This is a genomic window from Brevibacterium sanguinis, from assembly GCF_003315415.1.
Taxonomy (GTDB): Bacteria; Actinomycetota; Actinomycetes; order Actinomycetales; family Brevibacteriaceae; genus Brevibacterium; species Brevibacterium celere_A.
This window is the reverse complement of sequence record NZ_QNSB01000004.1, coordinates 119790-133957: the sequence shown is the minus strand read 5'-3', so window position 1 is coordinate 133957 and position 14168 is coordinate 119790. Positions and strand designations below refer to the sequence as shown.

The following is a 14168-nucleotide window of genomic DNA, read 5'->3' as shown; positions in this document are numbered from 1 at the left end:
GGCCGACTCCGGTCGGCTCCCGCCGCAGCTCATTGGGTGACGGTCCGCCGGTGCCCGGGCCCGCGACCGGTGAGGAACGCCAAGGGCCCCGTCGCGGCGGTGAGAACGGCCGCGATCAGCAGTGAGACCGTGAAGCCCAGGGGCGGGTCGAGCAGGGCGATGGTGGCGAAGATCGCGACACCGCAACCGCCGCCCAAGGCGAAGAACACTTCCTGGATCGCCCCGACCTGACCGGCGCGACTGCGGGGCGCGGCCTCGAAGAGCGCTGTCGTCGACAGGGCGCCGATGATCCCGAAGCCGAAGCCGACGAGGATGAGCGGCACCAGGCCGGCCTCCGGGGCCAGTCCGAGCCAGCCGAGTCCGGCCGATTGGACGAGCAGGCCCGCGCAGATCGTCCTGGCCTTGCCCAGCCGGGCCGCGGCCGTCGGTGCCGCCAGTCCGCCGAGGATCGTCGCCACCGCGTGCGGGGTGAGGGCCAGTCCGGCCTCGCCGGGAGTGCGGCCGAAGTGGTCCTGCAGGTGGATGCTGAGAAGGTAGACGCAGGCCAGCGAGGTGGCCGCGGCGATGAGGATCTGGACGCCCGCGGCGGAGAACGAGGCGCGGGCGAAGAGGTCCACAGCGAGGAGAGGGTCGCGCAGGCGACGCTGCCGGGCGACGAAGAGGGCCAGCACCAGTCCTCCGCCGAGCAGCCAGAACGGGCTCTCGATCCACGACACCGGCACCCTCTTGATGCCGTAGACGATCGCTCCGATGGCGATTGCGGAAGTGATCACGCTGAGGGCGTCGAGCGAGTGGGTCCCGGGGGACGAGGTCTCGACCAGGCAGGCGACCGTGAGGACGGCGGCGGCCACCGCCACGGGCAGGCAGGCGAGGAACACCCCCTGCCAGCCCCACACCTCGGTGAGGACTCCGCCGAGCACGGGGCCGAGCGAGCTCCCGAGGCCGTACACCGCCACCCACAGTCCATTGGCGAGGATGAGGCTGCGACCGCTGAACAGGGTCCCGATGGTTCCGACGACCGCGGCGATGATGAGGGCGCTCGAGGCTCCCATCAGCGCCCGGGCGACGATGAGGAGCAGCGCGTGCGCGCTCAGCGCCGCGAGACCCGCGAACAGGGCGTAGCCGAGGGTGCCGACGAGGAGGATGCGCCGTCGGCCGAGGCGATCGCCGAGGCGAGCGGCGACGACGATCGTCACCGCCGTGGTCAGGGGGTAGGCATCGACGACCCAGGCCCGAGTCGAATCGGCGAGACCGAGGTCGACGGCGATGCGCGGCAGCGCCGTGTTGATCATGCTCACTCCGAGCGCGCCGGCGAGGATCGCCGTCAGCAGCGGGAGCAGCGTCGGCCACAGTCGAGGCTGCTCGTCGATGGCATCGGAGGAGGTCACCCCCTCAGCATCGCCGTCGCCGGTGGTCTGCACAAGTCGCGCGAGGGATCCCGATATTTGCACTCTCATGGGGAGAGTGCTAAATCTAGTAGTGGTGAAAGCCAAGGGACTCACCAATCGTTTCGAGGGCGTGGCGCACGTGTGGAATGGAACATGTGGGCTCACTCTCTGCCGTCGCGGGCGAGAACGATTGCTCTGGATCCCACTCCACTCCATCAGGGAGGATCTAAGCCACTATGGCAAAGATGATTGCATTCGACGAAGAAGCTCGTCGGGGACTTGAAGCAGGTCTCAACCAGCTCGCGGACGCGGTCAAGGTAACCCTTGGACCCCGTGGCCGCAATGTCGTGCTCGAAAAGCAGTGGGGAGCACCGACCATCACCAACGATGGCGTCTCCATTGCCAAGGAGATCGAACTCGAGGACCCCTACGAGAAGATCGGCGCCGAGCTCGTCAAGGAAGTCGCCAAGAAGACCGACGACGTCGCAGGCGACGGCACCACCACCGCAACGGTTCTCGCCCAGGCCCTCGTCCGCGAAGGCCTGCGCAACGTTGCCGCCGGTGCCGACCCGCTGAGCCTCAAGCGCGGCATCGAGAAGGCAGTCTCGGCTGTCACGGATGTCCTGCTCGACAACGCCATCGACATCGAGACCAAGGAGCAGATCGCCGCCACTGCCGGGATCTCCGCCGGGGACCCCGCCATCGGTGAGCTCATCGCCGAGGCGATCGACAAGGTCGGCAAGGAAGGCGTCGTCACCGTCGAGGAGTCCAACACCTTCGGACTCGAACTCGAACTGACCGAGGGAATGCGCTTCGACAAGGGCTACATCTCCGGTTACTTCGTCACCGACACCGAGCGCCAGGAAGCTGTCCTCGAGGATCCCTACATCCTCATCGTCAACTCCAAGATCTCGAACGTGAAGGATCTGCTGCCGGTCCTCGAGAAGGTCCAGCAGTCGAACAAGCCGCTGTTCATCATCGCCGAAGACGTCGAGGGCGAAGCTCTCGCCGTCCTCGTGCTCAACAAGATCCGCGGCACCTTCAAGTCCGTGGCCGTCAAGGCTCCCGGATTCGGTGACCGCCGCAAGGCGCAGCTGGCCGACATCGCCATCCTCACCGGTGGCCAGGTCGTGTCCGAGGAAGTCGGTCTCAAGCTCGACAACGTCACCCTCGACCTGCTGGGCACCGCCCGCAAGGTCGTCATCACCAAGGACGAGACCACCATCGTCGAAGGTGCGGGCGACGCCGAGGAGATCGCCGGTCGCGTGGCACAGATCCGTGCCGAGATCGAGAACTCGGACTCGGACTACGACCGTGAGAAGCTGCAGGAGCGCCTGGCCAAGCTGGCCGGCGGCGTCGCAGTCATCAAGGCCGGAGCCGCGACCGAGGTCGAGCTCAAGGAGACCAAGCACCGCATCGAGGATGCTGTGCGCAACGCCAAGGCAGCCGTCGAGGAGGGCATCGTCGCAGGCGGCGGTGTCGCCCTCATCCAGGCCGGCAAGGATGCCTTCGCCAACCTCTCGCTCGAGGGTGACGAGGCAACCGGCGCCAACATCGTCAAGGTGGCCATCGAGGCTCCGCTCAAACAGATCGCCACGAACGCCGGGCTCGAAGCCGGCGTGGTCGCCGACAAGGTCGCCAACCTCGATCGCGGTTACGGCCTCAACGCCGCCACCGGCGAGTACGAGGACCTGCTGGCCGCCGGTATCAACGACCCGGTCAAGGTGACCCGTTCCGCTCTGCAGAACGCCGCCTCGATCGCCGGTCTGTTCCTCACCACCGAATCGGTCGTCGCCGACAAGCCTGCGAAGGCCGCTGCCGGAGCCGACGCCGGTGCGGCTGGCATGGACGGAATGGGCGGCATGGGCTTCTGACCCAGCCGGAGTGCGGCCTCGGCCGTGCGAGTGCTCAGCGCCGTGTCGGTGCCCGAAAGGGCGCCGCCACGGCGCTTCTCATGAGCGGGTCGGGTGCCTGCCAGCACGGCGCGACGCGTCCGCGGCCGGGGTGCCAGGGGCCGGATCTCGGGCTCGACTAGACTCGGGGCGTGGAACCCGTCGTCCTGCTCATCCTCTTCGCCGTCTTCGTCGGGGCACTGTCGCAGCGGGTCACCGGGATGGGTTTCGCACTGGTCTGCGGACCGTTCCTCGTGCTGCTCCTCGACCCGTTCTCCGGGGTCGTGCTGGTCAATCTCTGCGGCATCGTCGCCGCCTCCGTCGTCTTCGCCCGCACCTGGCGGGAGGTCGAATGGGACTCGCTGTGGCAGCTGGGCCTCGGAGCGATGCTCGGTGCGATCCCGGGAGCGCTGCTCGCCTCGGCGCTGCCGGCCGCCGGCCTGCAGATCCTCATCGGGGCGCTCATCATCGTCTCCCTCCTCAGCTCCCTCGTCATCGGCCGCTTCGGACACGTCCTCCCAGGAACACTCCCCACCCGTCTCACCGCCGGAGCGCTGTCCGGGGCGATGTCCGCCTCGGCGGGCACCGGCGGCCCGGCGATCAGCGCCTATGCGGTGCTGACGACCTGGGAGCACCGGGCCTTCGCAGCCACCCTGCAGCCGTTCCTCATCATCGGAGCGGGATCCGCCGTCGCCCTCAAGCTCGCGCTGGAACCGAGCGCCTGGCCGCAGCTGAGCCTTCCGGCGTGGCTCGGCCTCGCCGCGGTCATGGCCGGGGGCCTGTCGTCGGGAGAATGGCTGGCGAAACGGATCCCTGTCTCGGCGGCGCGGGCGGCGATGATCCTCCTCGCCCTCGGCGGGGGAGTGACGACACTGCTCAAGGGGCTCCTGCAGTGAAACCGACGCGAGGCGGAGATGCTGAGCGGACGTGGTGGTTGACCTCAGTCGTCTGTCAGATTCATCCGGCATACTGGGTGAGGAACTTTCAGCTGGGGAGGCGCACACCGTGGGAACAGTATTCCTGTTGATTCTCATCGTTCTCGGAACCATCTTCTTCGTCGGTCACCGCAAGGAGAAGAAGCGCAAGCGGGAGCAGCTCGAAGCGGAGCTGGCCCAGGTCAGGAAGAGCGCGGAGGAAGACGTCACCTCCTTCGGCGAAGAAGTCGCCGAACTCGACATCCTCACCGCCGGTGTCGAACTCGACGAAGGCGGTGCGCAGGACTACAAGCGCGCACTCGACGCCTATGACACCGCCAAGGAGACGCTCGAGAAGGTCGACGAGCCCAGCGACATCCGGCACGTCACCGAAGCACTCGAGGACGGTCGCTACGCCGGCAAGTGCGTGCGCGCCCGCGTCGAAGGCAAGCCGCTGCCCGTCCGGCGCCCGCCCTGCTTCTTCAACCCCCAGCACGGCCCCTCCGTCGAGGACATCGACTGGGCCCCTGCCGGCGGCCAGCTGCGCCCCGTGCCGGTGTGCGCGGCCGACGCCGAGCGCGTGGCCGTCGGCGCCGAGCCCGCCGTGCGCAAGGTCGTCACCGGAGACGGACACACCCGACGCGCGTACTGGGAGGCGGGACCCGCCTACGCCGAGTACAACCGCGGCTACTTCAACTCCTATGCCGGTTCCGGCCTTCTGCCCGGAGTCCTCATGGGAGCGATGCTCTTCGGCGGAATGGGCGGCGGCTGGGACGGCGCCTACGGCGACGGAATGGGCGACGTCGGTGGTGCCGGAGACGCCGGCGGCGATGCCGGTGACGGCGGCGGATTCTTCGACGGTGGAGACGGCGGCGGTCTCTTCGGCGGCGACGGCGGAGGATTCGACTTCGGAGGCTTCGACCTCTGATGGAGACGATCGTCATCCGCGACGAGTCGATCCGACTCGGCCAGCTGCTCAAACTCCACGGCGTCGCCGAGCACGGAGCGATGGCCAAGGACATGATCGCCGCAGGCGACGTCATGGTCAACGGCGAGGTGGAGACGCGCCGAGGCGCCACGATCCGACCGGGAGACCGCGTCGAGGCGATGGGCGAGGTCTTCGAGGTCGCGGCCGAGGACTAGTCGCCGGGGACCGTTTCCGGCAGACCGATCCCAGCACACATCCCCAGTGCACGTCAGTCGGCGGACCGGGTTCGAGCGCCGGCCCCGGTGCAGCCAGCCGCCCTGTCCCGAGTAACAACAGACCAGCCAGCGGTCCATCCCGAGTAGCAGACCGGTCAGCGGTCCAGTCCCGGAGCGTCCCAGAGCGCCGACCAGCGCGAGGTGTCGGCTTCGAAGGGAAGCTCGCTCGCCAGCACGCCTCTCACCTGGATCTCCAGAGAGTTGTCCCGCTGCTGAGGACCCGTCTGGGCGAAGGGATAGTAGGTGCCCCGCTTGTACTGGTAGACGAGCGCGAGCCGTCGTCCCTCGGGGTCGGCGAAGTAGACCGTGGAGCACAGGAGCATGGTGTCGAACCCCTGAGCGACCAGCGCGGCATTGACCGCATGGAGGTTCGTGACGAGGTTGGAGACGTCCCGGTTGGCGTCCGTGATCACCTGCCAGGTGTACCCGAACCCGTCATTCACCTGAGTCACCGAGGTGGCCGGGTCCGAGCCGATGAGGGCCACGCTCTCCTGCTCGGCGGTTCTGAAGGCCGAGCCTTCGACCTGCCGGAAGGCCACAGCTCCGGCTCCTGTCGGCACGAAGCCGGTGGCGGCCTGCAGCGTCAGGGCCGCCGGCGGAAGGGCGAACAGATCGTCGAGGTTGGCCCGTTTCGGGGTGGAGCGTCCGAGCAGTGCGTCGAAGAATCCCATGGAAGTCCTTGATCCTCAGTGTGGTTGGGACAGCTGGCGGGAGATCGTCGCCAGCTGCTCGAGCCGCCGATCCAGCGAGGGATGGGTGGAGAACAGCTCCCCGAAGCCGGAGCCGCCGTGCGCGGCCGGGATGAGGGCGAGGTGGTTCGCCGAGGCGCTGGCCCGCAGATCCTTCTGCGGGATCTTGTTCATGTCCCCGCTGAGCTTCGTCAGCGCCGAGGCGAGCGTCGAGGGTGCGCCGGTGAGGATCGCGGCGGCACGATCGGCGGCGAGCTCACGATAGCGCGACAGGCTGCGGATGAGCAGGAACGAGAGGGCATAGACGACGGCGCCGACGAGGACGAAGAGCAGCTGGACCGGAATGCCGCCGTTGTTGTTGTCGCGTCGGCCGAAGCTCATGTAGTAGCCCGCGCGCATCATCAGTCCGGCGACGACGCCGGTCACTCCGGCCACGGTCATCACGGTGACGTCTCTGTGGGCGACGTGCGAGAGCTCGTGCGCGAGGACCACCTCCACCTCGTCGCGGTCGAGGGTCTCGAGCAGCCCTCTCGTCACGCACACGACGGACCGCTGCGGGGAGCGGCCGGTGGCGAAGGCGTTCGGGGTCGCGGAGTCGGAGACCGCGACCTTCGGCTTCGTCGAGTCCGAGAGCTGGCACAGCCGGTCGATCATCGTGTGCAGCTGCGGAGCCTGTTCGGGAGTGACCTCCCTGGCACCCATGGCGCGCATCGCGATCGAATCGGAGAAGTACCACTGGAAGAAGAACGCGCCGGCGCTGAGCAGCACGGCGATGATGACCCCGGAGGTGCTGCCTCCGAGGATCCACCAGATCGCGAGGATGAGCACGACGTAGATGAGGCCGTTGAGGAAGATCGTCCACCCCATGCGCATGCTTAGCCCGTTGTCCTTGACGAAGCGGTTCTTCATGGTGTCATCCTCTCAGAGTTCGTGCTCGCACCCTCGTTCGGCAACTCCGGCCCACCGCCTGCCAGAGGCGATGGGCCGGAGCAGCGAGGCCGAGTGCGGGATCAGGCCGGATCGGGGATGAATCCCTCGCCGGTGAGGAGTTCGGAGATCTCCTCGAGCGACGCGTCGACGAACGGGATCACGAAGTCGCTGGTGCCGAGGAAATCGTCGGAGACCGGCTTGCCGTGTTCGATGACGAAGTCGTGCAGGGCGCTCAGCTTCGACTTCACTGCCTCCTCGTCGCCGCTCCTGACGGCGTCCTCGACCTCGTTGTCGTACCTCTGGAGGACTTCGCTGTCGACGTCCGCGACGTCGAACTGGCCCTCGCCCATGATCCTGACGATCATCGCTTGTCCTCGCCTTCGAGCGACTTCTGCTGGCTCTCGGAACCGGCGGGCAGCGATTCGCGCATCCGCGCCAGTTCCATCTCGACGTCGTTCTCACTGGAGAGGGCGTCGAGCTGGGCGCTGATGTCGTCCTTGCGCGAACCGGTGACGTCGTCGAGGGCGCCCGAGGCGATGAGCTCGTCGACGGCTCCCGCGCGAGCCTGCAGGGCCGCGGTCTTGTCCTCCGCACGCTGCACTGCGAGCCCGACGTCGCCGAGCTCCTCCGAGATGCCGGAGAACGCCTCGCCGATCTTCGACTGGGCTTCCGCCGCGGTGTAGGTGGCCTTGATGGTCTCCTTCTTCGTCCGGAAGGCATCGACCTTGGCCTGGAGGCGCTGAGAGGCCATCGTCAGCTTCTGCTCCTCGCCCTGCAGCGCCTCGTGCTGGGTCTGGAGGTCGGTGATCTGCTGGGAGAGCCCCGACTTGCGGGTCAGGGCCTCGCGAGCGAGGTCCTCCCGACCGATCTCCATCGCCTTCTGCGCCTGGCCTGAGAGCTTGTTCTGCTGCTGTTCGAGCTGAGTGATCTGCAGTTCGAGCCGCTTGCGGCTCGTGGCGACGTCGGCGACGCCGCGGCGAACCTTCTGCAGCAGCTCAAGCTGCTTCTGGTACGAGTAGTCGAGAGTTTCGTTGGGGTTCTCGGCCTTGTCCAAGGCCTTGTTGGCCTTCGCTCCGAAGATCGTCGCGATTCTCTGGAAGATGCTCATCCGTAGTCGACTCCTGCATTGGTTCTGACCCGAGGCTGCTTGACCATGATCCCCGAGAGGATTCGCCTGTCGACACAGTCCGGAACTATCGTCATCAGCTTACTGACAAAGACTGATAGTTTGCCAGGTGCGTCACAAGGAAATCGTCCACGTCACCGGGGGTGCGGCGGCGTCGGAGCACAAGTCGGAGGAGCTCCCTGCGGCGTCAAAGATCAGGGCGCGAAGAGCCGCGAGTTCGCCGCTTCGACCTCGGAGTACTGCTGAGCCGCCGTGTTGAGCGCGCCGTGGATGGAGTCCAGGGAGGCGAACAGCTGCTTCTGCGCGCCTTCCCACTCGTTGATGACCCCCTGGAAGTTCTGCGCCGCGCTGCCCTTCCAGCAGTCCTGCAGGGCGAGCAGATTCCTCAGCATCGCATGGGCCTCGGCGACGAGGGTCTGGGAGGTGGCGGCGGTGGCGGTGGCTGCGGAGGAGACGCGATCGGCGTCGACTTCAAAGCTCATGGCTGCTCCTGTTCGGGATCTGTCGCTGACTCCACCATCGTCGGCCCGAACCAGGTGCGGGGGAAGATCCGAGAGCCGGGGTGTGGACGCGCGCTCGGCGTCCACACCCGTTCCGCACACGAGTGGATCGGCCCTGTGCACCCGAGTCCCCGGCGGCGCCGACTCGGCGGGACCGGCGATTCCGTGCGGCCGCCCGACCGCGCCGGGACCGACCGCGCCGGGACCGGCCGCAGTCCGGCCGGCCACTCCTCGACCGGCCGCGGCCCGAGCGACAGCAGCCCGGCCGACCACGACGCACCGGGCGCGGCCTACTGGAGGACCAGGGTCGCGGTGAGCGTCTGCTCCTGTCCGCCGCGGATGACCGTGAACTCGACCGGCTGCTGCACCGGCTGGGCGCGGACAAGGGCTCGCAGCCCGATCGCATTGTTCACCGTCGAACCCCCGACGGCGATGATGTCGTCGCCGGCCTGGAAGCCTGCCGCCGCGGCCGGTGAGCCGTTCTGCACGGATTGGACCTTGGCGCTGCCGCGCGTGATGCCGGCGCTGTTGACCTGACCATCGGTGAGGGTGATGCCGAGGAACGGGTGCTTGGCCTCGCCGGTCGCGATGAGCTGGTCGGCGATCATCACCGCTTGGGCGGACGGGATCGCGAAGCCGATGCCGATCGAGCCCGACTGCCCGCTCTCACCCGGCTGGCTCAGCGAGGCGGCGGCCGAGTTCACGCCGATGAACTTGCCGTTGCCGTCGACGAGCGGTCCGCCCGAATTGCCCGGATTGATCGCGGCATCCGTCTGGATCGCGTTGGTGATCGTCATCTCCCGCTCCTGGGCGCTGACGTCCTCCCCGATGTTCTCCGTCGACACCGGCCTGTCGAGGGCCGAGACGATCCCGGTGGTGACCGTGTCCGCCAGCCCGAGCGGATTGCCGAGGGCCATGACCGGATCCCCGACCTGCAGATCCGCCGATTCCCCGACGGGAAGCGGGGTGACCCCGTCGGGCACCTGCTCGAGCTTGATGATCGCGATGTCGGTCGACGGGTCGCGCCCGACGATCTCGGCCCTGATCGAGGCCCCGTTCTTCATCGTCACGTTGAGCTCGCCATCCGGGGTGTCGGCGGGTGCGACGACGTGGTTGTTCGTCACGACGTGGCCCTGGTCGTCGTAGAGCGAGCCCGAGCCGAGGGCGACGACCTGGCCGCCCGAGGCCGCCTGGATCGAGACGACGCTCTGCGAGGTCTTCTTCGCGACCTCGGTCCAGTCCGGGGTCTCGATCGTCTGCTCGGCCACCTGACGGTTGGGCTCGTCCTGCATCGAGGTCACCGCATAGCTTCCCCCGAAGGCCGCCCCGCCGCCGAGGAGAGCCGCGATGGCGGCGATCGCGATCGTCGCGCCCCAGCCGGGGCCCTTCTTCGCACGCCGAGGCGGGGCGGTCGGCGGGTAGCCGGGAGGAGCCGCGTACGGGGATGACTGCCCGCCGTCTCCCGAGGAGCCCTCGGATCCCGGGTACCCGTAACCGTGCCCCGACGCCGAGTCCACAGGCGAATGAGCATAAGTGGGGTCGATCCGCGGTTGGCCGGCCGTGGGCGAGGGCCCGGAGCCGTGCGTCGGACCGGCACCGTGGGGAGAGGCGGACCCGGTCCCGTGCTGCGGGTCCTGTGCGGACGGCGAGGCGTTCGGCTGGGGTTGTCGTGTGTCCTGCCGGTACGGCGGACCGTCCTGCTGGTACGGCGAGGAACCCTGCTGGAACGACTGCCCGTCCTGCTGGGACGACGGGCTGTTCTGCTGGGACGACGGGCCGTTCTGTGCGTAGGGTGGGGTGCTCTGCGGGGACTGCGAGTACCCGCGAGCCGGGGGCGCGACCGGTGGGCTCACGCGGCCGGGGCCATGCGGGGAGTCCGATCCGAAGGTGCGGGGAACCTCGCTCCGGCCGCGCGAGCCGTTGTCGGGGAACGTCCGCTGAGCGGGTTCGCCGTGACGTCCCCGCTGCGGGGGGACCCCGTTGCGGTCCTCGCTCCGACCACCGTCGGGGGTGGTGCCGGAATCGTCGTTGCTGCTCATCGCTCGTCCTTTCGCGCGTTCGGAGCATTGTCATCGGGTTCGGGGATCGGCAGGTCGACGCGGAATGTCGCTCCGCCGCCGGGGGTCCGGTGCACGGAGATCGCACCGTGGTGGTTCTCGACGATCGCCTTGACGATCGAGAGCCCCAGACCGGAACCGCCCGTGTCTCGGGTGCGGGAGACATCGAGTCGGTAGAACCTCTCGAAGATGCGGGGAACCACCTCGGGATCGATGCCCTCACCGTGGTCGCGGACCTCGAACCGCACGCGGCCGTTGGGGAACCCGCGCAGGGAGTCGTCGAGCGCCACCGTGCCCGCGGCCGTGACATCCGGGACGATTCCCGCGGGATGGCCCGTCTCCTGGGGCTTCTGGCCCGCTTCGGACGCGTCGCCGCCGTTCGCCTCGCCTCGGCGGAAGATCCGCACACCCCCGGTGACGAAACCGCGCTCCCGGGTCTTCTCCTTGGCCCCGGAGTCCCGCGAACCCTGCGCGGACTGCGACTTCCGAGCCTCCTCGGCGGGAGAGCCGAGAGCACCGACCGCGAACTCGATCGCGGTGTTCTCCGGGGTGTGCCTGACCGCGTTGCCCGCGAGGTTGACGATGACCTGCCGGATCTTCGTCTCCGAACCCTGGATGAGGGGCACCTGCGGAGCATCGCCGCCGTCGAGGCCGATGAAGCTGATGTCGCGGTCGGGCGCCTGGGCCGCGGTGTCGGCGGCCGCATCCCGGACGATCGTGTGGAGGTCGAGCGGACCGATCTCCGCTCGCCGCTGCTCGTCGAGGCGGGCGAGGACGACGAGGTCGTCGACGAGCACGCCCATGCGCTTGGCCTCCGACTCCATCCGCTCCATCGCCTGGGCGACATCCTCGGGCCTGGTGATCGCACCCTGCCGGTAGAGCTCGGCGTAGCCGCGGATCGTGACCAAGGGCGTCCGGAGCTCGTGCGAGGCGTCGGAGACGAACTGGCGGATCCGCTTCTCCGAGCGGGTCTGCCCGTCGAAGGAGTCCTCGATGCGTCCGAGCATCGTGTTGAGAGCCGCCGACAGCCGCCCGAGCTCGGTGTTGCGGGGGAAGCTCGGGACACGCTGGCTGAGATCGCCGGCGGCGATGCGCGAGGCCGTCTTCTCGATGTCGCGCAGCGGGCGGAACGTATTGTTGATCGCCCAGTAGCCGACGCCCGCGACCATCGCCAGGGCCATGAGCCCGATGCCGATCATCGTGTTGCGGGCGCGTTCGTTGATGTTGTCGATCTCGCGGTCGAAGGGCACCGCGATCGACACGAGGATGTCGGTGTTCTGCACCTTCATCGCCCGTGCCCGCCACTGGGACTGGGTGCCGCTGACCGTGAACGGGGCGCCGGAGAGCTCGTAGACCTTGGCCTCGTTGACATGGGGGAGGACCGGCCGATTGTTCGGCTCGGGAGCGACCGGGTCCCTGATCGGATCCCCGTCGGAGTCGTAGAACTGGACGTAGAACCCGCCGGGCAGGAGATCCTGGAGCTCGTCCCAGGAATTCGGGTCGATCGTCGTCTCCGCCGACTCCGAGTCATCCGTCGACTGCAGCTCGGCCGGCTGGAAGACCTCCTGGTACGCCTGCTTCGCCAAGGTCTCCGAGGCGGAGATGAGCCGCTCGTCGGTGCGCTCGATGAGGCTGTCGCGGAGGTTCTCGAGCACCCACGCGCTCGTGCCGGAGAGCACGAGCAGCATGAGCAGCATCATGATGGCCAGCAGTTTGGTGGTCAGCGACCACTCTTCCCAGAAGCTGGGCGAGCTGGGACGGGATTCTCTTGCCACGTGGGTAATGTACCGCCTGCGGTTGGACGACTACTTGGACTCGGGTGTGCGCAGCATGTAACCGACTCCGCGCTTGGTCTGAATCATCGGCGTCCACTCCATCTCGATCGGGTGACCGGCGGCATCGGTCTCGGGAGTGACGTCGATCTTGCGGCGCAGGTAGGAGATGTAGGACTCGACGATGCCGGTGTCCCCGCCGAAGTCGTACTCCCAGACGTGGTCGAGGATCTGCGACTTCGACAGCACCCGGTTGGCGTTGAGCATGAGGTAGCGCAGCAGCTTGAACTCGGTGGGGGAGAGGTCGATGAGGATGCCGGAGCGGCGGACCTCATGGGTGTCGTCATCGAGTTCGAGGTCACCGGCGACGATGACGGCGTTCTCCTCGTCCTCGAGGCTGCGGGTGCGGCGGAGGACGGCGCGGATGCGGGCGACGACCTCTTCGAGGCTGAAGGGCTTGGTCACGTAGTCGTCGCCGCCGACCGTCAGGCCCGTGATCTTGTCCGAGGTGTCATCGCGGGCGGTGAGGAAGACGACGGGGGCGTTCATGCCGATCTGGCGCAGCCGACGGGTGACGGTGAATCCGTCCATGTCGGGCAGCATGACGTCGAGGACGAGGAGATCGGGGTTGGTCTGCTCGGCGAGGCGGAGCGCCTCGGCGCCGTTGGCCGCGGAGACGACGTCGAATCCGGCGAAGCGCAGGCTGGTCGAGAGAAGTTCGCGGATGTTGGGCTCATCGTCGACAACGAGCAGGGTGGCTTCGATGTCGGTATCGTTCTGTGTGCTCATGACCCCAGTCTGGTCCCGGAGTCTGAGAGTTACTTGGCTTTCACCTGAATGCGAATGTGATCGGCGTCACTGAAAATTTCCCGGAGAATCCGATTCCGGTCACCTCGACGCTCACCACTCTCAGGAATCGAGTGGCGAATTGAGGACTGTTTCAGCCGGCATGCAATCGCTTCACAGGTTCGACGGCCGCCGGGGTCGACGTCACCGGTTGCGGGGATCGGTGTCGCCGGTCGTCGTGGGCAGTGTCGCCGGCGGGTGAATGCGGGCCGTCGTGAGTCTATGAGCCCTGGCGGGCGCGGAAGGCCGCGACGTGCGTGCGATTCGCGCAGTTGCCGGTGTCGCAGAACCGCTTCGAACGGTTGCGGCTGAAGTCGGCGAGGTAGGCGCTGCAGTCCTCGGCGGCGCAGCGGCCGAGGCGATCGAGCTCTCCGGCGCGGATGAGGTCGATGAGCACGAGGGCGACGTCGGCGGCGACCCGGTCGGACAGGCTCGCCGAGGCGCCCACGGCATGGAGGTGCCAGTCCCAGTCGTCGTGGCGCACGAGCTGGGGCAGCGCAGCGGTCTCGGTGAGTGTGAGGTTCGCCGCATTCGCGACCTCCTCCTCCATCGCCTCGGCGGCGGTGTCGAGGGCCCGGGCGAAGCGGGCGCGCAGTCGCCGGGTCGCCGCGACATCGGCGTCCGTGGCCTCCAGCGGTCCGGAGAAGTCGTGCCGTGCCGCGAAATCACGGAGCTGAGCGCTCGTCGTCAGGGTGTCGGGCGCCCCGGCGTCGTCGCCGGCGGAGTTGAGCAGGTCGACGAGCATGAGCAGGTTCGAGCGGACATCGTGGGCGAAGGTCATGATGACTCCATTGTGACACGGCCCGTAAGGAGCAAAACGCATTTGACTCATTTCATCCTCCCGGGAAATA

14 protein-coding genes are annotated in these 14168 nt (G+C 67.9%); 4 read left to right on the top strand and 10 right to left on the bottom strand.

Annotation, left to right across the window (positions count from 1 at the left end; all coding sequences use genetic code 11):
* Positions 1 to 29: 29 nt before the first annotated feature.
* Entirely contained in the window at positions 30 to 1388 is a 1359-nt protein-coding gene (locus DFO65_RS07050; protein WP_181778656.1) for an MFS transporter, read from the bottom strand.
* Between the two features lie 236 nt (positions 1389 to 1624).
* On the opposite strand from DFO65_RS07050, the gene groL reads away from it, so the two are divergent.
* From groL to DFO65_RS07030, 4 genes are all read left to right on the top strand, one after another.
* On the top strand, positions 1625 to 3262 hold the full coding sequence (gene groL / locus DFO65_RS07045) for a chaperonin GroEL (RefSeq protein WP_113903716.1): 1638 nt from the start codon (positions 1625 to 1627) through the stop codon (positions 3260 to 3262).
* A gap of 170 nt (positions 3263 to 3432) precedes the next feature.
* Positions 3433 to 4176 carry a TSUP family transporter gene (locus DFO65_RS07040; RefSeq protein WP_113903715.1) on the top strand — a complete coding sequence of 248 codons (744 nt, stop codon included), beginning with the start codon at positions 3433 to 3435 and terminating at the stop codon, positions 4174 to 4176.
* A 127-nt stretch (positions 4177 to 4303) separates the two neighbouring features.
* Positions 4304 to 5122, top strand: a complete 819-nt coding sequence (locus tag DFO65_RS07035; protein WP_245940521.1) for a hypothetical protein — start codon at positions 4304 to 4306, stop codon at positions 5120 to 5122.
* Positions 5122 to 5337, top strand: coding sequence for an RNA-binding S4 domain-containing protein (locus DFO65_RS07030; RefSeq protein ID WP_113903713.1), 216 nt, complete (start codon positions 5122 to 5124; stop codon positions 5335 to 5337). Before DFO65_RS07035 ends, DFO65_RS07030 begins: the two co-directional genes overlap by 1 nt.
* A gap of 155 nt (positions 5338 to 5492) precedes the next feature.
* On the opposite strand, the gene pspAB is transcribed toward DFO65_RS07030, so the two are convergent.
* From pspAB to DFO65_RS06985, 9 genes are all read right to left on the bottom strand, one after another.
* Positions 5493 to 6068, bottom strand: a complete 576-nt coding sequence (gene pspAB / locus DFO65_RS07025; RefSeq protein WP_113903712.1) for a PspA-associated protein PspAB — start codon at positions 6066 to 6068, stop codon at positions 5493 to 5495.
* A 15-nt stretch (positions 6069 to 6083) separates the two neighbouring features.
* Positions 6084 to 6995, bottom strand: a complete 912-nt coding sequence (gene htpX, locus DFO65_RS07020; protein WP_113903711.1) for a zinc metalloprotease HtpX — start codon at positions 6993 to 6995, stop codon at positions 6084 to 6086.
* A gap of 101 nt (positions 6996 to 7096) precedes the next feature.
* Positions 7097 to 7381: a PspA-associated protein PspAA gene (pspAA, locus tag DFO65_RS07015; protein ID WP_113903710.1), complete on the bottom strand. Its 285-nt coding sequence runs from the start codon at positions 7379 to 7381 to the stop codon at positions 7097 to 7099.
* Positions 7378 to 8124, bottom strand: a complete 747-nt coding sequence (locus DFO65_RS07010; RefSeq protein ID WP_113903709.1) for a PspA/IM30 family protein — start codon at positions 8122 to 8124, stop codon at positions 7378 to 7380. Before DFO65_RS07010 ends, pspAA begins: the two co-directional genes overlap by 4 nt.
* A 212-nt stretch (positions 8125 to 8336) precedes the next feature.
* Positions 8337 to 8624 (bottom strand): WXG100 family type VII secretion target, encoded by a 288-nt coding sequence (locus DFO65_RS07005; protein WP_113903708.1) that lies wholly within the window; start codon positions 8622 to 8624, stop codon positions 8337 to 8339.
* A 308-nt stretch (positions 8625 to 8932) separates the two neighbouring features.
* Positions 8933 to 10681, bottom strand: a complete 1749-nt coding sequence (locus tag DFO65_RS07000; RefSeq protein ID WP_147233300.1) for a S1C family serine protease — start codon at positions 10679 to 10681, stop codon at positions 8933 to 8935.
* The gene (locus DFO65_RS06995; protein WP_113903706.1) at positions 10678 to 12474 is read right to left on the bottom strand and encodes a sensor histidine kinase; all 1797 of its coding nucleotides are present in this window, start codon (positions 12472 to 12474) and stop codon (positions 10678 to 10680) included. The genes DFO65_RS07000 and DFO65_RS06995 overlap by 4 nt, the downstream gene beginning before the upstream one ends.
* 30 nt (positions 12475 to 12504) lie before the next feature.
* A complete protein-coding gene (locus tag DFO65_RS06990; RefSeq protein WP_113903705.1) occupies positions 12505 to 13260 on the bottom strand; it encodes a response regulator transcription factor in 756 nt (251 codons plus the stop codon).
* Positions 13261 to 13537: 277 nt separating this feature from the next.
* Positions 13538 to 14098 (bottom strand): CGNR zinc finger domain-containing protein, encoded by a 561-nt coding sequence (locus DFO65_RS06985; protein ID WP_113903704.1) that lies wholly within the window; start codon positions 14096 to 14098, stop codon positions 13538 to 13540.
* Positions 14099 to 14168: the final 70 nt, after the last annotated feature.